Here is a 19,118-nt window from a genome sequence, read left to right as displayed (position 1 = left end):
GGCTGGGACGTGGTCGGTGTGGCCCGCCGGGCCGACAGGCTCGAGGCGCTCGCCGCGGAGACCGGCGCCGACGTCTTCGTCGCCGATGTGACGAGCCAGGCCGACGTGGATGCCCTGCGCGACCACCTTGCATCCCTCGGCCCCATCCATGCCCTCGTCAATAACGCCGGCGGAGCACTGGGTCTTTCGAGTGTCGAGGCCAGCGACGCTGACGACTGGATTCGGATGTTCGACGTGAACGTCGTCGGGGTCAAGCGTGTGACGAGCGCGCTGTTGCCGTTGCTGAGAGCTGCGGTGGTGCCGGGCGCCAGTGCTGACATCCTGACCGTCACGTCGATTGCCGGTCACCTCGCCTACGAGGGTGGCGGTGGATACGTCGCCGCCAAGCACGCCGTTGCCTCCATGGTGGCCGTGCTCAGGCTCGAACTCGCGGGGGAGCCGATCCGCGTCACCGAAATCGCCCCGGGCATGGTGCACACCGAGGAATTCTCGCTCGTCAGGTTCGGGGGTGACCAGGCAAAGGCCGACGCCGTGTACGACAACGTTCCGAACCCTCTCTACGCCGAGGACATCGCCGAGGCGATCGTGCACATGCTCGAGCTGCCGTTCTACGTCAATCTCGACCTCGTCACCATCAAGCCGGTGGCTCAGGCCGCGCCGCATAAGGTGATCAGGGGCGAGCTGAAGCCTCGCTAGTCTCGCCGGGCTCGGGCTCGACTCCGATGTCGGCGAAGGCCAGCTTCGGAACCAGGAACAGCAGCACCGCCGCAACCAGCGCGCCCAGGCCGCAGATGGCCCACACTGCCAGGTAACCGGCGAGGCTCGATGCGGTGCTGGTGGCCGCAGTCACCACGCCCATGGCGAGCACGATCCCGAAGATCGCCGAGGCGAACGATCCGCCGATAGTTTTCGTCGTGTTGGTCAACGCCGCCGCGATTCCAGTCTGCCCTCGCGGGGCGGCGGCGGCGGCCGCCGCGGGCATGGCCCCGACCAGTGCGCCCGAACCGAGGCCGGCAATGCACATGTTTGTAAAGACCTGCCACGTCTCGAGGTGGAAGGGGAGGAACAGCAGGTACCCAGCCGCGACGAAGAACGCCGCGATGATGAGCGCGACCCTGGGGGAACGCCACCGCGAGACGAGGGGGAACAACAGCGCTCCACCGATCATCGAGATCAGATAAACGCCGATCAAAGTTGACCTGTCCGTCGAGTCCAGCCCCAGCCCGTAGCCGTTCGATGGGTCTGTGCCGGCGTAGGTGCTGAGCGGCGCCTGCGCTCCCAGCAGACTGATGCCGATCAGCAAAGCGGTCAGCTGCACGGGCCACATGTTCGGCTGTGCCAACACCCGCAGGTCTATCGCGGGGTCTTTCTGCTTCATTTCATAGCGGGTAAACGGGATGAACGTGGCGAGTCCCGCCACAATCAGAAGGTACGGCCACCAGGCTTCCAGCCCATTGAGCCTGAGGAAGGTCAGCCCCGACGTAATCAGCAGCAACCCGATGGTCAGGATGCTGAATCCCGCCACATCGAGGGACCTGCCCGGCAGGGGAGTCGACTCCGGCACTCCCAGCAGAATCACGAAGAAGACCAGGGTCACGGCGATCGCGGGGGCCATCAGCGTGACGGGCACATTCTCGCCGGTCCAGCCGAGTACCCGGCCGCCCAGTAGCGCGCCGACGATGGCGCCGGCCTCAAGGGCGACCACGAGAAATCCGGCGGCTCTCCGCGTCTGTGATGCGCCCCTGCCCGTGAGGCGCCCGCGGTCAAAGATCAGGGCGACCTCGAGCGGCAGCCAGACCACGTAGAAGCCCTGCAGCGCCCAGGCGATCAGGAACATCACGAAGTTATCGGCAATGACAAGCCCCCAGCTCGCCAGCGCCGTCACCACCGTCGAGATGAGCAGGATCTTCTTGTGGCCGTACATGTCACCGAGTTTGGCCAGCACCGGCACGACCAGAGCCGAGAGCAGCAGCTGCGCTGCCTCGAACCAGTTGAAGTCAGCGTCGGTGATGCCGAGGTAGACGACCAGGTCGCTGATCAGGGGAACGTAGTATCCCTGCAGGATGCCACTGACGATCTCGACCAGAAATAGGTAGCCGACCAGGCCGAAGGTGATCGCGCCGGCTTTGCCTCGGAGTGCTGATTTTCCCGGGAGAAGACTCATGACCGGATCGTAGTGCCTTACCGTGCCGGTACCGTTATCCCATGGCTGATCGCCCCCCACTCGCCGAGCTGATTGACCCGGATTGGGCGGCGGCGCTCGATCCCGTAGCACCACAGATTGCGGCGATGGGGAATTTCCTGCGGGCCGAGACCGCGGCCGGACGGCCCTACCTTCCCGCAGGACAGAACGTGTTTCGGGCTTTCACCGCGCCGCTGTCGGAGGTTCGCGTGCTGATAGTCGGTCAAGACCCGTACCCCACCCCTGGGCACGCCGTGGGGCTATCATTCTCCGTTGACCGGGGAGTTCGCCCGGTTCCTCGCAGCCTGCAGAACATCTACCGGGAGTTGCACGACGACCTCGGTCTCGCTGTTCCCGCGCATGGGGATCTCGGCGTCTGGGCCTCGCACGGCGTGATGCTGCTGAACAGGGTGCTGACGGTGCAGGCAGGCACCTCGGGTTCACATCGCGGCAAGGGGTGGGAGGCCGTGACCGAGGCGGCGATCCGCGCGCTCGTTGCCAGGGGAGGGCCACTCGTGGCGATTCTCTGGGGTCGGGATGCCGCAAGCCTCAGCCCCCTGCTCGGCTCGACTCCGACGATCACGAGTGCGCATCCCAGTCCACTGTCTGCCCGCAACGGGTTCTTCGGGTCGCGGCCCTTCAGCCGTGCGAACGAGCTGTTGCTGAAACAGGGCGCATCCGCTGTCGACTGGTCGCTGTGAGTTCCAGGTCGGAAGCTGACTAGGCTCGATGCATGCTCGAGGAGGAATACCAGCCGCGTCGCCAGCTGCCTCCTCATCTCCGCCCGGTTCCGGTGCCGGAGGCACCGTTCTCCTTCGAATTGCGACAGGCCGAGCTGGGCGACCTGCCGAGCATTCGCGAGATATACAACCACTACGTGCTGAACTCGTCGATCACGTTCGACGAGGTGGCGTGGACCTTTCCCGTGCTGCGTAAAAAGTTCGACCAGGTGACCCAGCGCGGGTTTCCCTTCGTCGTTGCGGTCAGCCCCGGGGGCAACCTGCTCGGTTTTGCGTATGTCTATCCGTGGAAAGAGAAGGCCGCATACAGGTTCAGTGTCGAGAACCACGTCTACCTGGGGCCGGCCTCGACCGGCAAGGGGCTGGGCATCGCGATAATGACGGATCTCATCGCGCGCTCACGGGCGGCGGGAGTGAGGGAGATCATCGCGGTGATCGCGGATAAAAACGCCGATGCGTCAATCCGGATGCACGAAAGGCTCGGTTTTAAGGATGTCGGGCACATGGGCAGGGTCGGGTTCAAGTTCGACCGCTGGCTCGGCACCGTCACGATGAGGCTGGCATTACGCAAGTAGCTCTCTTGGTGTCATAGCGATCTTCGGGGGTCAGGGTGCCGTCCCGGCAACGTATGGCACAGGGCCATACGTTGCCGGACGAGGCACCAGTCCCGGTGCGCGCGAGGCCAGATCAGGGCGGCCCCGCCGATGAAGGTTTATGGTCGGAGGATGTTCGAACTCCATCACCTCACCGCCCAGGAGCAGCTCGACTGGCTGCGCCGCGGCGAGGTCTCGCCGACCGAGCTCACGCGCCATTACCTCGACCGCATCGAGCGGCTTGACAGCGGACTAGGGGCTTTTATGACCGTCACGCCGGATGCGGCAATCGCACGGGCCCGCCACATCGAGCAGAACGTGCCGAAGTCGGCCGCGCTGTGGGGGTTGCCGTTCGGCGATAAAGACCTCTGGCAGCGAGCCGGAGTGCGCACCACATTCGGCTCGAGACTGTCGCAGGACTTCGTTCCAGAGCAATCCGACGACATCGTCACAGCACTCGATGCGGCAGGCGGCGTGAGTCTGGGCAAGACCAACGCTCCCGAGTTCGGCCTGCCTGCGTACACCGAATCCCGGGTGGCCCCGCCCGCGCGAACCCCGTGGGATGTCACCCTCGGCGCCGGAGGCAGCAGCGGTGGAGCGGCCGTCGCCGTGTCGGCGGGCCTGTTGCCCGTGGCTCCGGGCTCGGACGGCGGCGGATCCATCCGCATCCCGGCGGCCGCCACCGGGCTGGTCGGCCTCAAACCGTCCCGCGGGCGGGTACCCGCCGGATCAGGATTCCTTTCGCTCGGAGGGCTCGTAGTTGACGGGCCGCTCGCGCGAACCGTCGCCGACGCGGCGCTGCTCCTGGACGCTATCGCGGGCCCGTCTCCCTGGTCTGTCGGCCCGCCACTCTGGGACGGTGGAGCGTACCTCAATGCCGCGGTGCGCGGTGAGGGACGTTTCCAGATTGGTGTCATGACGACCTCCCCCTGGGATAACGACTATGACATCGCCGTCTCAGCGGAGGCCACGGCCGCGCTGTCACTCGCCACCACACAGCTCGACGCGCTCGGGCATGGACTCGACGACCTCGCGCTCGACAGCGACCCGACCTACGCCCCCGCATTCCGCACCCTCTGGCAGGCCGGAGCCGCCAGCATCCCGGCCGAGGGCGACCAACTCGAGTTGCTCGAACCGCTGACGCGCTGGCTCGTCGCCCGAGGCCGTGAGTTGGGCGCCCGTGACCTGGCCACGGCCCTGCAGCAGCTATCGATGTTCGAGCGCAGTGTCATCCGGCAATTCGATTCGTTCGACGTCGTGATGACACCGATGCTGGCGATGACTCCCCGGCCGGTGGGCTGGTACAGCCAGGACGACCCCGAGCTCAACTTCGCGCAGCAGGTGCAGTACACGCCGTGGACGAGCTTCGTCAATGTGAGTGGGCTGCCGGCCATCAGCCTGCCCATCTCGATGACGGATGCCGGCCTTCCGATGGGCGTTCAACTGATTGGCAGGCCAGGTCGTGACGACGTGCTGCTTGCCCTGGGCGCGCAATTGGAGAGACGCCTGGGTTGGCACACGCGGCACCCACCACAGTGGTGATATCGCGACGCTGTGAATCGTCCCGAGGCGCTCAATATTAGGTAAGGCATGCCTATACTGGAGAGGACATGGCTACCCCAGAAACCCCTACCGCGAGCATCTCGTGGAACCCGAGCGCCGCCGACCGGCTGCTGCTCGCCGGCGACGAGAACGCGCTCGAAACGATTCGGGTGATCCTGGCGACGCTGCCAGCCTCGGCGCGCGGACAGGTTTTCATCGAAGTGCAGTCCGAGGGCGACATCGCGAATCTCGCCGCCCCGGGCCGATTCGCCGTCTGCTGGCTGGTGCGCGATCGTGGCCAGTCATTGCGCCGCTCAACCAACGCTTGGCTCGCCGAGATGCTGCCCGTGAGCGCATTTGGAGAGAGCACCGTGTACTCGTGGATCGCCGCCGACGGTGCGGCCCGCATGCTCAGCTCGAACTAAACCGAACCCTTCATCGGCCGTACCCGCCCTTCGCCAGCCCAGCCTGAACCTCGAAACGGTTGAGCGTGGCGTCCCGGCCCGCATCAAGGTAGAGCGGGATAAAGGCAAGACCGTACTTCTTCCACTGTGCGCAATGCACAGCCTCATGTTCGAGCACCCGCGCGCTGGTGTTGTCTGTGGTCAGGTACACGGCGCCGACGGTCGTTCCGCCGCGCCCATACGCCCATGAGGGCAGACCGGATGCCACGACCAAACCCCCCGATCGCCGCAGTCTGAACCGCCCCAGCACCCCGCCCCACACCCAGGCGCATGCGGTCGCGAACCAGAATCCCGGCCGTGCCACTACCGGACTCAGCACTATCCCGCGCAACCACCCCAGCCTGCGCAGCCGGCGAACGATTCCGCCGGACGCCCGACCGGGTGCTTCAGCGGAGGGGGAACCGTCGATCGCCATGGTTGGCACAATACAGTGGCAGCATGGCCCCAGGCATCCAGCGCGTGGCGATGATCTCCATGCACACGTCCCCGGTCGCCCAGGCGGGCACGGGAGACGCCGGCGGCCTCAACGTGTCTGTTCTCGGTATCGCTGCCGAGTTGGCCATCAGAAATGTTGAAGTGGATCTGCTCACGCGCGCCACGGGTGATCCGGTCTCCCGCTCGCTCCTGCCGGGCGTCACCCTGCACGAGCTGGCGGCGGGCCCGGCCGGCCCTCTGCCCAAACTGCGCCTTCCCGAAGTCACCGACGAATTCGGTGAAGCCGTCGCGCGGCTGGCGCGCCGCTCCGATCTGCAGTGGGATGTGATGCACGCCCACTACTGGCTGAGCGGCATCGCCGTGCTGCCCGTCTCGCTCGAGCTTCGACTGCCCCTGGTGCAGAGTTTTCACACGGTCGGCGCGATGAAAAATGCCATGGCTGTAGTGGATGCTGCCCCCGAACCCGAACAGAGGCTCCGCAGCGAGACCTTCATCGCCAACCAGGCCGATGCCATCATTGCGGCGTCGTCGGCGGAGGCCACGGCCCTCATCGACCTCGTGGGAGCCTCGGCTGACCGAACCTGGATCGTCCCACCCGGCGTGGACCTTGGACTGTTCTCGCCCCGCACCGAAGCGACGCGAGACGCGATCCGTGAGGCACTCCACCTCGAAGCTCACCGGCCCATCGTCGTGATCGCCGGTCGCGTCCAGCCCCTGAAGGGGCACGAACTGGCCGTTCGTGCGCTCGCCGAGTTGCACGCGATGCGTGGCTGGGCGCCGATCCTCGTCGTAGCGGGTGAGGTCACGCCCGGTGATGAAGCCTTCGCCGATGAACTCGTGCGGCTCGCGGGCGAGTTGGGCGTGGCATCCGACATCAGATTTGTAGGCGCGCTGCACCGCGACGCGCTTGCGGATCTGCTATCGGCGGCCGACGTCACGATCATGCCGTCGTTCTCGGAGACGTTCGGTCTCGTCGCGCTGGAGTCGGCGGCCGCCGGAACTCCGGTGATCGCCTCACGCACCGGGGGCCTCACCGAGTCCGTCAGCGAGGGAGTATCCGGCATTCTGCTCGGCACACGGGAGCCCCGGTACTGGGCGTCAGAGATTGCGGTCATGATCGAGGATGCCGATCGTCGCGTGGCGATGGGACTCACCGCCCGGGCCCACGCAGAACGTTTCACCTGGGCACTGGCCGCGGCGAGCCTGCTCGGCATTTATGCGGAGGTGGCCCGCTGAACGCTCGTCAGGCTTCCGGGCGACCATAGGTCTCGAGCAGGCGCAGCCAGATCTCATTCATCGTGGGGTAGGCGGGCACGGCGTGCCACAGCCTGTCGATCGGCACCTCCCCGACGATGGCAATGGTCGCCGCCTGGATCAGTTCGCTGACGTCCTGGCCGACGAAGGTGACCCCGATGATGACCTTCCGTTTCTCGTCGACGACCATGCGCGCCTGACCTTCATAGCCGTCGGCCAGGAGGCTTGCGCCCGCCACATTTCCGAGCTTGTAGTCGATGACCCGGATGTCGTAGCCGGCCTTGCGCGCCGCGCTGGAGGTGAGCCCGACGGAGGCCACCTCGGGCTCGCTGAAGGTGACCTGCGGCACGGCCTCGTGGTCGGCGGTCGCCACGTGCGCACCCCAGGGCGCGTCATCCACGGGCTTACCGAGCGCCCTGGCCACGATCACATCGCCGACGGCACGCGCCTGGTACTTGCCCTGGTGGGTGAGGAGAGCCCGGTGGTTAACGTCGCCAGCCGCATACAGCCAATCGCTTCCGACGACCTTCAGCGTGTCATCCACCTCGATCCAGTCACCGGCAGTGAGCCCGGCAATCTCCATTCCGATATCGGATGACCGTGGCACCCGCCCCGTGGCAACGAGCAGCTTCTCGGCTCGAAGTGTCTCCCCGTCGATCGTGATCGCAAAGCCGTCCGTGGTTGACTCCACCCTGGTCGGAGCGGCCGTACGGATGTCGACGCCCAGTTCGCGCAGGCTCGCCGCGACCAGGTCACCCGCGAAGTCTTCCTGGCCCTGGAGCAGTCCGCTCCTGGCGAGGATTGTCACGGTCGTGCCGAGGCTCACATAGGCGGTGGCCATTTCGACCGCGACGACCCCGCCGCCGATGATCGCCAGGCTTGCCGGTGCCTCCTGGGCGCTGGTCGCCTCCCGCGGGGTCCACGGCCCTGCCTCGCGAAGGCCCTCAATGTCGGGCAACAGCGGGTCTGACCCTGTGCACACGACCACAGCGTGTCCCGCGGTCAGCACGGTGGTGCTGCCGTCTGTCGCCGTGACCGTGACCTCCCTGGCTGCGGTGAGTCGGCCGTGACCTCTCACCAGCGCGATCCAGGCGTGCTCGAGCCAGCCCACCTGGCTCTCGTCATCCCAGTCGTGGGTGAAACTATTGCGGCGTGCAAGCACCGCCGCGACATCCAGTTCACCGGTGACCGCCTCCTTCGCGCCGGCGACTCGCTTCGCGGCCCGCAGAGCCATGCCGCTGCGGATCAGCGTCTTGGAGGGCATGCACGCCCAGTACGAGCATTCGCCGCCGACGAGCTCGCTTTCGATGACGACCGCGCTCAGGCCCCCCTGCACGATCCGGTCAGCGACGTTCTCGGCGACGGCTCCGGCGCCAATGATGACAACGTCGAAGTGGGTTTCGGGATGTGGTGTCACGGTTAGCTCCTGTGGCTCGATGGTCGTCACCTCCCATACTGCGCGAAACTTCGCCCGCTTGCCCGCTACCTGCCGATAAAGTTCGCGCTCTGTCGGGTCAGGAACGATTCCATGCCGATGCGGGCATCCTCTGTTTGGGCGAGCCGCACCAGCTCGGGTTGCAGCGAGGCTTCTGCCGCGGCATCCCCCTGCCTGATGGCCAGTCGCGCGTTCACGAGTGCTGCCTGCACCGCCGAGGGTGCCTGTGCCGCGATGCGCCGGGCGATTTCCAGACCCCGGTCGTACTGTTCCCCGTGCTTCACGACCTCCTGCACCAGGCCGATGCGATGTGCCTCCGAGACTGGGAAGGACTCACCGGTAAGCACCCATCGCATCGCGTTGCCCCAGCCGACGGCGCGCGGAAACCTGATGGTGGCACCGCCGAACGGCAGGATTCCACGCGACACCTCGATTTGGCCAAACACCGTGCTGTCTGCCGCGATGACGACGTCGCTGGCCAGCATGAGCTCGATGCCGAGCGTGAGACAGGTGCCCTGCACCGCGATGACGACGGGCCTGGTGAGCTGCTCGCCCGAGACCTGCCACGGGTTGATCCCGCCCTCGGGAACCAGATTGAGCCCCTCAGCGCCGATATGCGGCCCCACATCGGCAAGGTCGAGCCCCGCCGTGAAGTGGTCACCGTGCGCGAAGACAAATCCGACTCGCAATTCGGGGTCGCGCTCGAGCATCCCGTAGGCCAGCGACAATTCCTGCAGCAGGCGCATGTCGGCGGCATTGCGTTTATCGACCCGGTTGAGCCCGATCAGCAGCACGTGGCCGTCGCGTTCGACGGTGACGCGGGGGCTCACATCGTCATCATTGGCAGTCATGCGACCAGCCTACGATGGCGGTGCCGCGCTCAGGCGGCAGAACTCAGCGCACCGATGATCCTGAGGATCGTGGGCATATCGTCGGCGGAATCGGCTACCGACGCCGGCGCGAACTCCGTCACACCGGCACCGGCCAGCGGAAACTTCGCGACCAGACCCTTGATCGTGTCGAGCAGCGCAGCAGAGCTGACTCCGAAGGGCTCCGGGTAGCCGAGACCGGTGAAATCGGACGAGTCGATGACATCCAGGTCGATATGAAGGTAGATGGATGCTGCGCCGGTGGCCTCCACGGCGGCAATCAGTGACTCGGCGCTGACGTCAGAAGCCTCGATGCAGCGGATGCCCTGCTCGGCAATCCAGGCGTCCTCGGCAGGGTCGAACGATCTCGCGCCCGCCAGCACCACCCGGGAGTGGTGCAGCGTCGTGGCGGGCACCAACTGCTCGACGCCCTCGCCCATCAGCGTGCGCAGCACCATCCCGGTGAACGCACCCGAGGGGCTCGACTCCGGGGTGTTCAGGTCGGGATGAGCGTCGAACCAGACGACCGCGACATCCGGTGACTGGATGGCATGGCTGATGGCGGCCAATTCGACGCCGCAGTCCCCACCGATCGTAATCGCCGTGCCGTCGACCTCTCGAAGCGCCTGCGCGAGCCGGTCGCGCACCAGCATGAGCGAACTGAGGCGGTGCACCCCGGTGCCCTGCATGTCACCAGCCTCGAGGGGAATCTCGACGGTGGTGGTGGATGACGACGGCAGGTCTCCCCGGATCGCCTCGGCGCCATCGACGAGGCGCATGGCACGAGACGATCCGGAGCCCTGCCACTGTGGCACGACGACAAAGGTGGCTGGCATGGGAGAACTTTAGCGCGTGGCCTTGGCGATGTTCTCCACAAGCTCGGCCTTGTTCTGGCGGATGACGTAGGCGGGGCGGTCACGCTCCACGCGCCAGCTCTCGTCAAGCGAGCCCACGTCGACCGTGTCGAAACCGAAGGTGTCGTACAGTTCGGTGACGGTGGTCTTCGCGGCATCATCATTACCGGCGATGGCCAGCGCCCTGCGGTCGGGATCACCGGCCGGCTTGCCGTCGGTCGTGATGTCGTCAGAGGGGATGTGGTTGAACGCCTTCACGACGTGGCTCTGCGGAAGGTGCTTCTGGAGGAGGCCGGATACCGTCTCCTCGCCGTTGTCGATCTCGGGGAAGCGGCCATCTCGCTCGAAATAGTAGTTGTTGGTGTCGAGCACGATCTTGCCGGCAAGTTCTCTGACCGGAACGTCCCGGTAGTTTTTGAACGGCACGGTGACGACCGCAATGTCCGCTGCCTCGGCGGCCTGCTGGGCCGTTGCCGCGCGAGCGTTCGGCCCCAGTTCGGTGATGAGGCCGGCAAGGGTTTCGGGCCCCCGGGAGTTGCTGAGCACGACGTCATAGCCATTCTCGATCGCCTTGCGCGCGACCTGGCTGCCAATGTTTCCTGAACCGATGAATCCGATAGTTGTCATGCCACGGTGCAACGCCAGCCGCGCGATGACTGTTCCCGAGTCGACAAAAAAGGGCAGCCGACCCACGTCGACTGCCCTTTGATAGGCCGGGCCCGCTACTGGGTGATGGCCTGGGGCGCAGCACCGCCGGCCTTGAGAGCGGCGAGCCGGGCATCCACTTCGGCCTGCTCGGTGACGTCATCCAGACCCTCAAACTGCGCATCGAGGCTGGATGCGGCGAGCTCTTGCTGCCCGGCAACCTTCGCCTCCTCGCGGCGGATCTTATCTTCGAACCGGCCCAGTTCGCTGGTCGGGTCCATCAGGTCGATCGACTTGATCGCGTCGAGCACCTGGCCCTGAGCGTCGGCGGTCTTCGAGCGGGCAACCAACTCGTCGCGCTTGGCAACGAGCTGCGACAGTTTGGCGTGCATGCCGTCGAGACCCTTCTTTAACGCATCGACGGTCGTGGTCTGCGAGGCGATGGTGGGCTCGGCCTGCTTGGCCTCGTTCTCAGACGACACCTGGCGTTGCAGCGCGATCTTCGCGAGAGCGTCGAACTTATCGGCGTCGCCGCTGTTGCCTGCGGCGCGCAACTCATCGGCCTTATTGCTGGCCGCGAGAGCCTTGCGACCCCAATCGGCGGCGGCGGCCACATCCTCAGCGTGATCCTGCTCCATCAGTCGCAGGTTGCCGATCGTCTGGGCGACGGCGCTCTCGGCGTCCGAGATGCTGTTCGTGAAATCGCGCACGAGCTGGTCGAGCATGAGCTGCGGGTCTTCGGCCTGGTCGATCAGATTGTTGACGTTGGCCCTGAGCAGCTGCGAGATGCGCCCGAGGATTGATTGCTTAGCCATTCGGCGTGCCTTTCGTGAGGTGAGGTGATCGTGCGAAAGCGTGGACGGGAAGCCTGGCCCAGTGAAGCGACGACGGATCGTTGGCTTCCACCCTAGCGATCAGGCTCTGCGCCGTGCATCCGTAATCCTGGGTCACGTCATCGGGAGCCCCGTCTGTCGGGTAGTGTCGGAATCGCGAACAGGATCGCCGCCACAACGACGTGACGGCGATCCTTCGTGTATCGCCCATGACCGTCGTTACGTCAGCTCAGTCACCAGGTCAGCCCAGGGTGATCGTCGACAGTGGCCCGGTGACAAGGTCGAGTTCGGGTGTGCCGGGCTGGATCATCCCGGGGTCGGCGGTGAAGTCGATCACGGCAGACAGCTCGTACTGCCCGGCGGGAACGGCGGGCAAACCCTCGCGAAACGATGGCTCCGTATCGTCGTCAACCGCGCAGCGCACGGGTGTGAATGCCGCCTGGTATTCCATGGATGCCCCCGGGGCCAGGTCGACGATGGCCAATGAGGTGATCACTGGGCCGTTGCTGTGCCATAGCACCATCCCGTCCTGGGACAGTGTGAGTGCGGGTGTCGGGGGCGTGTAGCCGGATACCTGCGTGTCGCTGGTGTTGGTGAGCCGCACCGTGCCGGTGATCGGATCAGTTCCGACGGGCGCTGTCGGGGGGAACGTGACATCCAGTTGCAGGCCGTAAAGGCTGGGGGAGACCTCGGCGAGCGCGCCGGTGCAAAGGTTGATTTTCTCGGCGGGCGCCCGTTTGAGGCCGGTGTCCAGGAACCCCTCGGCTGGCATCGTCTCGTCGGTTGTTCCATCGGCAGGGGCGCCCTGGGAGGTCACTGCCGCCGGGGAGGTAAATTGCGTGGTCTGCACGGCAACGGTGACGATACCCGCCACGGCGAGGGCGCTGACGGCACCCGCGGCGATCTGCCTCGGCAGTCGACGGCGTCGGCTGCGCGAGATGACCTGTGTCGTGTCGATGGAGTTGTGCGGTGTGGCGTCGTAGGAAAGAAAGTCGCGCAGTTCGTCTTCACTGGGCACGAGTTGACCCCTTCTGGTGGTCATGCTGGTGGAAATCAGGGGTGTTGTCGCGCAGTTCGCGTTCGGTGTCGCTCGCCAAAGACACGGCCATTTTCGCCAGGCCATCGCTGAGGTAGCGTTTGACTGCTCCGGCGCTGATCTCCAGTTCGTCGGCGATCGAGTTCACGGTGAGGTCTTCGTAGTAGCGCAGCACGATGCAGGCACGCTCACGAGGGGCGAGCCTCATGAGCTGCGTGCGAAGGTCGAGTCGAGCCTCGGTCGCGGCATCCATCCCCTCGACCACGTCCGGGGTGACCTGAAGGTGCACGATCCTGAGCCAGGTGCTGAGGCGCCTGCCGCCGTCGAGATAGGTATTCAGGATGGCGCGGCGCACGTACGCTTCGGCGCTGGCGATCGTGAAACCGTTGCGCAGGCGCCCGAACGTTTTGACCAACGCCTCCTGAACGAGGTCGGATGCGTCATCCCGGCGGCCCGAGACGAGGTAGGCGTAACGGGTAAGGGAGTCGCCACGCTCGGCGACGAGCCGCTCGACCGTCGTTTCCCAGCTCGCTTCACCGGACTTCTTCGACACAGCGGGCCTCCCGAGCAATGCCGCCCCGAAATCGGCGGTCGACTCGAATGTAGTGGTGGTCACACCTACTAAGACGAGCGACCGGCGGAAAACGTTGTGGTCAGCCCCGTTCTTGCTGCAGATCCAGTTTCTCGCGGAGGATCGTCAGCTGCTTTTGGATGGCCGCGGGAACCCGGCCGTCGAACGTTGCGAAGAATTCCTCGGTCGAGTCCGCTTCGTCCTTCCACAGTTCGGTGTCGATCGCGAACAACTCGGCCAGGTCGCTTTCGGTCAGGTCGAGGCCATCGACATTGAGTGCACCCTCGATCGGAAGCAGGCCAGCGGGGCTGTCTTTCGCGGCGACCTGGCCATCCACTCGCTCCAAAATCCATTCGAGCACTCGCGAGTTCTCGCCGAACCCGGGCCAGAGGAATGAACCGTCCGACCCTTTTCGGAACCAGTTCACCTGGAAGATTCGGGGCACGCTTCCTGTGCTGCGAAGCTCGGCGCCGACCTTCAACCAGTGCGCCCAGTGATCGGCCATGTTGTAGCCGACGAAGGGCATCATGGCGAAGGGGTCGCGCCGCAACTCGCCCACGGTGCCTTCGGCGGCCGCCGTCCGCTCGGATGAGATGGTGGCGCCCAGGTAGACGCCATGCTCCCAATCCCGTGCCTCCACCACTAGCGGCACGTTGGTCGCGCGGCGACCACCGAAGATTATCGCGTCAATGACGACGCCCTGGGGGTCTTCCCAGTCGTCCGAGATGCTCGGGCATTGCCGTGCGGCCACGGTGAACCGCGAATTCGGGTGTGCTGCCGGGCGCCCCGAGGCCGGTGTCCAGTCGTTGCCTTCCCAGTCGATGAGGTGATCGGGAGCGGTCTCGCTCATGCCCTCCCACCACACGTCGCCATCATCGCGAAGCGCGACATTCGTAAAAATCGTGTTGCCCCAGATGGTGTCCATGGCCGTGGGGTTGCTGCCGCGGCTTGTTCCGGGCGCAACGCCGAAGAACCCCGCCTCGGGGTTTATGGCGCGCAGACGGCCATCGGCGCCCCGCCCCAGCCAGGCGATGTCGTCGCCAATGGTTTCGACGCTCCAGCCGGGAATGGTCGATTGCAGCATCGCCAGATTGGTCTTACCGCACGCGCTCGGGAAGGCAGCGGCGACGTGAAACATCCGGCCGCGCGGATTGGTGATTTTGATGATGAGCATGTGCTCGGCGAGCCAGCCCTCGTCCCGCGCCATCACCGAGGCGATGCGCAGGGCGAACGCCTTCTTGGCGAGGATCGCGTTGCCGCCGTAAGCGGAGCCGAACGACCAAATCTCGCGGGTTTCGGGGAAGTGGGTGATGTACTTGGTCTCGTTCGACGGCCATGGCACGTCGACCTGCCCACGGCCCAGGGGGGAACCGACGCTGTGCACTGCGCGCACCCACACGGTGCGGTCGGTGATGAGGGCGAGAGCGGCCGAACCCATGCGGGTCATGATTCCCATGCTGCTGGCCACGTACGGCGAGTCGGTGACCTGCACACCGAGCCTAGCGAGCGGTGAGCCGAGCGGGCCCATCGAGAACGGAACGACGTACATCGTGCGTCCGCGCATGCTCCCGAGGAAGAGCGGTTCGAGTGTCGAGCGCATCTCGGCGGGGTCACACCAGTTGTTGGTCGGGCCTGCGTCATCCTCTTTCTCGGAGCAGATGAAGGTTCGGGATTCAACCCTCGCCACGTCCTGGGGGTCGCTACGAGCGAGGAAGCTATAGGGGCGGTGCTCGGCATTGAGCCGGGTCAGGGTGCCGCTGGCCACCATTTTTCGCGTGAGGGCATCGAACTCGGCCTTGGACCCGTCGCACCACACGATGTCTGCCGGCATGGTGATTGAGGCGATGCTCTCAACCCATTCGACGACGGCGCGGGGCGCGCCTTCCGGGGCATGGATTTCTGTTCTCATCAGCTCTGCGATGCTCATGGTCTTCCATTCCGCTCGATAATCTGGACTTCCTCAACTATGCGCGCGTTCAGGACGAGTTTGGGAGCGCATCCGTGTGAAAGATGGCATATTCTTTCGCTATGGTGACGGTGTGAATGATCTTGTGACGCTGGGGCAGCGCATCCGGCACTTTCGAACCAATTCCGGGCTCACTCTCGACCAGCTCGGGGAGAAGGTGGGAATCGCCGGCAGCCAGTTATCTCTGATGGAGAACGGCAGGCGTGAGCCGCGGCTCACCCTGCTCTCGTCGATCGCGGGGGTGGTGGGCGTGCAGTTGGCCGACCTGCTCGACGAATCTCCGCCGAGCAAGCGCGCTGGGCTTGAGATTGAGCTTGAACGCGCGCAGCACGGCAGCGTCTACGCATCACTGGGGCTTCCGGGCATCCGGCCGTCCAAGGGTACGAGCGATGAGACGCTCGAGGTTCTGGTGGGGTTGCATCGTGAACTGGCCAGGCGAGCTCGTGAGTCGATTGCCACGCCCGAGGAGGCACGGCGTGCCAACACCGAGCTGCGCCAACACATGCGCACGATCGATAACTACCTTCCCGCCATCGAGCAGGCCGCCGAGAACCTGCTCTCCGAAGTGGGGCACACCTCGGGCGCGCTCACTCATCGTTCGGTAACCCGCATGGCAGAAAAACTCGGGTTCGAACTCGTGCACGTGCATGATCTGCCGCACTCGGCGCGCTCGGTGACCGACCTTGCGAACGGACGCATCTACCTGCCCCCGGCATCCATTCCCGGAGGTCACGGCCTTCGCGGTATGGCGCTGCAGGCGATGGGCCACCGCGTGCTCGGGCACCAAACTCCCGTCACCTACGCCGACTTTCTGTTGCAGCGGCTCGAAATCAACTATTTCGCTGCCGCCGTGCTGATGCCACGCAGGCAGGCCGTCGCCTTCCTGGCCCAGGCCAAAACAGACCGGAACATCGCCGTCGAGGACCTTCGGGACGCGTTTGGGGTCACCCATGAGGCGGCAGCCCTGCGATTCACCAATCTCGCCACCGCGCATCTCGATCTGGAGGTGCACTTCCTGCGGGTGGGCGATGACGGCGCGGTGGCCAAGGCCTACGAGAATGACGGGCTCAGATTGCCGGTGGATGCCACGGGCGGGGCGGAGGGCCAGTTCGTGTGCCGGCACTGGAGTGCTCGTACCGCGTTCACACGCACGAACCGCACGACCGAGTTCTACCAGTACACCGACACGCCGGAGGGTACATTCTTCGACTCCACCCAGACCGGCACCACCGCCGCCGAAGAGTTCTCGATTTCCATCGGTGTGCCGTTCGCGCACTCAAAATGGTTCAGGGGCCGCGAGACGACCATCCGCACGTCGTCGACCTGCCCCGACGAGAACTGCTGCCGGCGCCCAGAGCCGCAACTCTCCGAGCGCTGGTCGGGAAAGGCATGGTCGAGTGCGAAGTTGCATGCACACGTGCTCTCCCCGCTGCCGTCGGGCACATTCCCGGGAGTCGACGACCGCGAACTGTACGAATTTCTGGAGGCTCACGCCGACTGATTCGCGCTACCTAATTCGTGCGCTGCTTTCGCCCCCGCGATGCGCAACCAGGCGGCGGTATCGCCCAGGGCGGCCTCGACCGATCCGGCCAGTTCGGTGATGGATGCGGTCCACAATTCGGTATCCACGGCGACCTGACCGGCGATCACCCCGACGCGCACTCCGGCGCCCGCCGCGGTCACCAGCAGCTGCCCCACCACTTTGCCACCGAGCGATTGCGCGTCGAACCGTCCTTCGCCCGTGAGAACCAGATGTGAGTTGCTTACGGCTGCCGGAAGCCCGCCGAGTTCGGCGACGTAGTCCGCGCCCGACACGATCGTGGCGCCCCAGGCCGTCGCGAAACCCCAGGCGGCGCCTCCCGCTGCCCCGCACCCGGCTGCGGTCGGATTCCCGCCGAACAGCGCGGCGAAGTGGGCCAGGGCCGCGTCGAGTTCGACGACCTGCTCGGGGGTGGCGCCCTTCTGTGGGCCGAAGGTGGCGGCCGCACCGGTCGACCCGAGCAGGGGAGTCGTGACGTCGCTCAGCAGTGTTACCTTGCCGGGTTTTCGAAGCGCTCCGCTGTCGATGCCGGCGATGGCGGCGAGCGCCCGGCCGCCATCCGCGATGGGGCGGCCGCGATCGTCTGCCAGCCGCAGACCGAGTTCCATGAGAGCACCGGATGCCGCGTCGGTCGAAGCCGAGCCACCCAACCCGATCACGAGCGACTGCGCTCCGGCGTCGAGGGCAGCCCGGATGACCTCGCCGAGCCCGCGCGTTGTCGCGCCCATGGCATCCGGAGCAGCCATCAGCGGAAGCCCGCTCGACTGAGCCAATTCGACCACAGCGACGCCGCCGGGAAGCTCCAGCCACACGCCCGGAGTCGGCCGCCCATCGGGACCCGTGACGTCGCCGATCTCGTGCCGTGTCGTGCCGGTAACCATGGCCTCGACCGCGTCGAGCGTGCCCTCGCCACCGTCGGCCTGCGGCATCAGGATGAGCGCGTCCTGCGGCCGCACCTCACGCCAGCCCGCGGCGACGGCCTCGGCGACCTCGGAAGCCGACAGCGATCCCTTGAACGAGTCTGGGGCGATGACAATAGTGAGCGGCATGGTTGCGCTCCTGTTCAGTCGTGGCGTACGTCCGAGGCTAGCGCCCAGACCGAGGGGGAAGGCCCTCGACAGTGGCGTCGCCTACCGTCGGGCGTAGTGGCGGTTGCGCAGCCCGAGCACGGCTCCGCCGATCAGTGCCGCGATGAGTGACCCCAGCAGCACGCCCACCTTCACGTCCCCGTCTGACTGGCTTCCGGCGCCGAAAGACAGCTCCCCGACGAGCAGTGACACGGTAAATCCGACGCCGGCGACGAATGAAATTCCGATGATGTCGATCCACTTCAGCGAAGGGTCGAGCCCCAGCCCTGGCAGTCGGGTGACCAGGAACGTGGTTGCCGTGATTCCGAGCGCCTTACCCAGCACAAGCCCGGCGATGATGCCGAGCGCGATGGTGTTCTGCACGGATGAGATGAGGCCATCCACACCGCCGAAGGCGACACCGGCCGCAAAAAACGCGAAGATCGGCACCGCGAAACCGGTGGAGATCGACCCCCATCGGTCGGCGAAATGAGCCGCAAGGCCGTCGAAAACCGGCTGGCCGTCGACATCCTTTCCGACTTCGACCCTGGCTCTCCTGCTCGCGACAACGGGCACAACGAAACCGAGCACTACCCCGGCGACCGTCGCGTGAATTCCGGATGCGTGCACCAGAGCCCACGTAATGATGCCCAGTGGCAGCAGAACCCAGATGGTGCGGATGCCGCGGTTCACGGCGAGTGCGAAAAGACCGAGTGGCACCAACGCCAGCAGCAGGGGCAGGGGGTCGAGGTCATCCGTGTAAAAGATCGCGATGATGGAGATCGCCAGCAGATCGTCGACGACGGCCAGGGTCAGCAGGAAGGTGCGGAGCGCTGGTGGCAGGTTTCGCCCGACCACGGCAAGCACCGCGACCGCGAACGCGATGTCAGTCGCCGCGGGGATGGCCCAGCCTTGCAAGGCCGCCGGGTCGGCATTTGCCGTGATGGCGACGTAGATCAGCGCGGGCACAGCCACGCCGCCGATGGCCGCCGTGATGGGAAGGATGGCCGTGCGTGGGTTGCGCAGCTTCCCGACGACGAACTCTTCCTTCAGTTCGAGCCCCACCACGAAGAAGAAGATCGCGAGCAGCCC

The 19,118-nt window shown here is 65.7% G+C and carries 19 protein-coding genes; 7 read left to right on the top strand and 12 right to left on the bottom strand.

Annotation, left to right across the window (positions count from 1 at the left end; all coding sequences use genetic code 11):
• Nucleotides 1-696: SDR family NAD(P)-dependent oxidoreductase (locus RMN95_RS09490; RefSeq protein WP_309616677.1), on the top strand; the 696-nt coding region annotated here is incomplete at its 5' end.
• Here RMN95_RS09490 and RMN95_RS09485 read toward each other — a convergent pair.
• Entirely contained in the window at nt 671-2,164 is a 1,494-nt protein-coding gene (locus RMN95_RS09485; RefSeq protein WP_309616676.1) for an MFS transporter, read from the bottom strand. The two genes, RMN95_RS09490 and RMN95_RS09485, sit on opposite strands and share 26 nt — an antisense overlap.
• A gap of 41 nt (nt 2,165-2,205) precedes the next feature.
• Here RMN95_RS09485 and RMN95_RS09480 point away from each other — a divergent pair, with 41 nt between their 5' ends.
• The 4 genes from RMN95_RS09480 to RMN95_RS09465 all read left to right on the top strand — a co-directional run bounded on the left by RMN95_RS09480 (nt 2,206) and on the right by RMN95_RS09465 (nt 5,482).
• Complete coding sequence (locus RMN95_RS09480; protein ID WP_309616675.1) at nt 2,206-2,883, top strand: uracil-DNA glycosylase; 678 nt, start codon at nt 2,206-2,208, stop codon at nt 2,881-2,883.
• A 32-nt stretch (nt 2,884-2,915) separates the two neighbouring features.
• Nucleotides 2,916-3,497, top strand: a complete 582-nt coding sequence (locus RMN95_RS09475; RefSeq protein ID WP_309616674.1) for an N-acetyltransferase family protein — start codon at nt 2,916-2,918, stop codon at nt 3,495-3,497.
• Nucleotides 3,498-3,647: 150 nt separating this feature from the next.
• The gene (locus RMN95_RS09470; RefSeq protein WP_309616673.1) at nt 3,648-5,057 is read left to right on the top strand and encodes an amidase; all 1,410 of its coding nucleotides are present in this window, start codon (nt 3,648-3,650) and stop codon (nt 5,055-5,057) included.
• 68 nt (nt 5,058-5,125) lie between these two features.
• Nucleotides 5,126-5,482, top strand: coding sequence for an SIP domain-containing protein (locus RMN95_RS09465; protein WP_309616672.1), 357 nt, complete (start codon nt 5,126-5,128; stop codon nt 5,480-5,482).
• A 10-nt stretch (nt 5,483-5,492) separates the two neighbouring features.
• On the opposite strand, the gene RMN95_RS09460 is transcribed toward RMN95_RS09465, so the two are convergent.
• Nucleotides 5,493-5,936 carry a hypothetical protein gene (locus RMN95_RS09460; protein WP_309616671.1) on the bottom strand — a complete coding sequence of 148 codons (444 nt, stop codon included), beginning with the start codon at nt 5,934-5,936 and terminating at the stop codon, nt 5,493-5,495.
• Nucleotides 5,937-5,959: 23 nt separating this feature from the next.
• Between RMN95_RS09460 and RMN95_RS09455 the strand changes: the two genes are divergently transcribed.
• Nucleotides 5,960-7,192, top strand: coding sequence for a glycosyltransferase (locus RMN95_RS09455; RefSeq protein ID WP_309616670.1), 1,233 nt, complete (start codon nt 5,960-5,962; stop codon nt 7,190-7,192).
• A gap of 7 nt (nt 7,193-7,199) precedes the next feature.
• On the opposite strand, the gene RMN95_RS09450 is transcribed toward RMN95_RS09455, so the two are convergent.
• The 8 genes from RMN95_RS09450 to RMN95_RS09415 all read right to left on the bottom strand — a co-directional run bounded on the left by RMN95_RS09450 (nt 7,200) and on the right by RMN95_RS09415 (nt 15,380).
• Nucleotides 7,200-8,657 (bottom strand): NAD(P)/FAD-dependent oxidoreductase, encoded by a 1,458-nt coding sequence (locus RMN95_RS09450; protein WP_309616669.1) that lies wholly within the window; start codon nt 8,655-8,657, stop codon nt 7,200-7,202.
• 35 nt (nt 8,658-8,692) lie between these two features.
• Nucleotides 8,693-9,496 carry a crotonase/enoyl-CoA hydratase family protein gene (locus RMN95_RS09445; protein WP_309616668.1) on the bottom strand — a complete coding sequence of 268 codons (804 nt, stop codon included), beginning with the start codon at nt 9,494-9,496 and terminating at the stop codon, nt 8,693-8,695.
• A gap of 29 nt (nt 9,497-9,525) precedes the next feature.
• Entirely contained in the window at nt 9,526-10,350 is an 825-nt protein-coding gene (locus tag RMN95_RS09440) for an arginase family protein (protein WP_309616667.1), read from the bottom strand.
• Between the two features lie 9 nt (nt 10,351-10,359).
• Nucleotides 10,360-10,995, bottom strand: a complete 636-nt coding sequence (locus RMN95_RS09435) for an NAD(P)-binding domain-containing protein (RefSeq protein WP_309616678.1) — start codon at nt 10,993-10,995, stop codon at nt 10,360-10,362.
• Nucleotides 10,996-11,090: 95 nt separating this feature from the next.
• Entirely contained in the window at nt 11,091-11,828 is a 738-nt protein-coding gene (locus RMN95_RS09430) for a PspA/IM30 family protein (protein WP_309616666.1), read from the bottom strand.
• A 259-nt stretch (nt 11,829-12,087) separates the two neighbouring features.
• A complete protein-coding gene (locus tag RMN95_RS09425) occupies nt 12,088-12,888 on the bottom strand; it encodes a hypothetical protein (RefSeq protein ID WP_309616665.1) in 801 nt (266 codons plus the stop codon).
• On the bottom strand, nt 12,854-13,498 hold the full coding sequence (locus RMN95_RS09420) for a sigma-70 family RNA polymerase sigma factor (RefSeq protein ID WP_309616664.1): 645 nt from the start codon (nt 13,496-13,498) through the stop codon (nt 12,854-12,856). The genes RMN95_RS09425 and RMN95_RS09420 overlap by 35 nt, the downstream gene beginning before the upstream one ends.
• A 37-nt stretch (nt 13,499-13,535) precedes the next feature.
• Complete coding sequence (locus RMN95_RS09415; RefSeq protein ID WP_309616663.1) at nt 13,536-15,380, bottom strand: phosphoenolpyruvate carboxykinase (GTP); 1,845 nt, start codon at nt 15,378-15,380, stop codon at nt 13,536-13,538.
• 112 nt (nt 15,381-15,492) lie between these two features.
• Between RMN95_RS09415 and RMN95_RS09410 the strand changes: the two genes are divergently transcribed.
• Complete coding sequence (locus tag RMN95_RS09410) at nt 15,493-16,920, top strand: helix-turn-helix domain-containing protein (RefSeq protein WP_309616662.1); 1,428 nt, start codon at nt 15,493-15,495, stop codon at nt 16,918-16,920.
• On the opposite strand, the gene RMN95_RS09405 is transcribed toward RMN95_RS09410, so the two are convergent.
• Nucleotides 16,908-18,008, bottom strand: coding sequence for a glycerate kinase (locus RMN95_RS09405; protein WP_309616661.1), 1,101 nt, complete (start codon nt 18,006-18,008; stop codon nt 16,908-16,910). The genes RMN95_RS09410 and RMN95_RS09405 overlap by 13 nt on opposite strands.
• A gap of 81 nt (nt 18,009-18,089) precedes the next feature.
• Nucleotides 18,090-19,118: Na+/H+ antiporter NhaA (gene nhaA / locus RMN95_RS09400; protein WP_309616660.1), on the bottom strand; the 1,029-nt coding region annotated here is incomplete at its 5' end.

Source organism: Salinibacterium sp., from assembly GCF_031364185.1.
Lineage (GTDB): Bacteria > Actinomycetota > Actinomycetes > Actinomycetales > Microbacteriaceae > Rhodoglobus.
Note: the sequence above shows the minus strand (reverse complement) of the source record. Positions and strands in the feature narration are given on the sequence as shown.